The organism is Mesorhizobium sp. M7A.F.Ca.AU.002.02.1.1, from assembly GCF_003998535.1.
GTDB lineage: Bacteria > Pseudomonadota > Alphaproteobacteria > Rhizobiales > Rhizobiaceae > Mesorhizobium > Mesorhizobium ciceri.
Genome location: NZ_RZPB01001400.1, coordinates 1 through 662 on the forward strand (window position 1 = coordinate 1; position 662 = coordinate 662).

Below are 662 nucleotides of genomic sequence, written 5' to 3' on the forward strand. Positions count from 1 at the left end.
CCTCTACACGATCCGCGTCCTGGCCGGTGCGGCGGCGACCGGCGTCGACGTCTCGTTCTGGCTGCTGGCCTTCTCCATCTTCTTCTTCCTGTCGCTGGCGCTGGTGAAGCGCTTCGTCGAACTGCGCACCACCGCCATTCCGCCCGGCGAGCGCATTGCCGGTCGCGGCTATCGCACCGAAGACCAGGAGATCGTCGCCCAGGCCGGCATGGCCTCGGCCTTCTCCTCGGCGCTGGTGCTGGCGCTCTACATGGACAGTGTCGCGGTGCGGGAACTCTATCCGCATCCATGGCTGATCTGGCCGCTGGCGCCGATCGTGCTTTATCTTACCATGCGCGTCTGGATCCTGGCGCGCCGCAACGAGATGCATGACGATCCGGTCGTCTTCATCATCCGCGACTGGCGCAGCCAGATCGTGGTGCTGATCGGTGCGGTGATGCTGGTCATCGGGGGCTGGTAGGCATGGCCGCCGGACGTTTCCCAAGCTTTGGCCTTGCCACGCCGCCGGCGCCGCGCGCCATCGGTGCCGACGAGGCGATCGCGCTGCTGAAGGGCGGTCAGGCCAAGCCGGCGTCGCTGCTTGCCTATGGCAATGGCCGCTCCTACGGCGATTCCTGCCAGAACGGGGCCGGAGCGGTCGTCGATATGCGATCGCTGAACCG

The 662-nt window shown here is 66.8% G+C and carries 2 pseudogenes; both read left to right on the forward strand.

The window, feature by feature from the left end:
• Positions 1-460: pseudogene (locus EN879_RS37975) on the forward strand (prenyltransferase); the annotation flags it as partial.
• Positions 461-462: 2 nt separating this feature from the next.
• Positions 463-662 (forward strand): annotated as a pseudogene (locus EN879_RS37980) (FAD-dependent oxidoreductase); the annotation flags it as partial.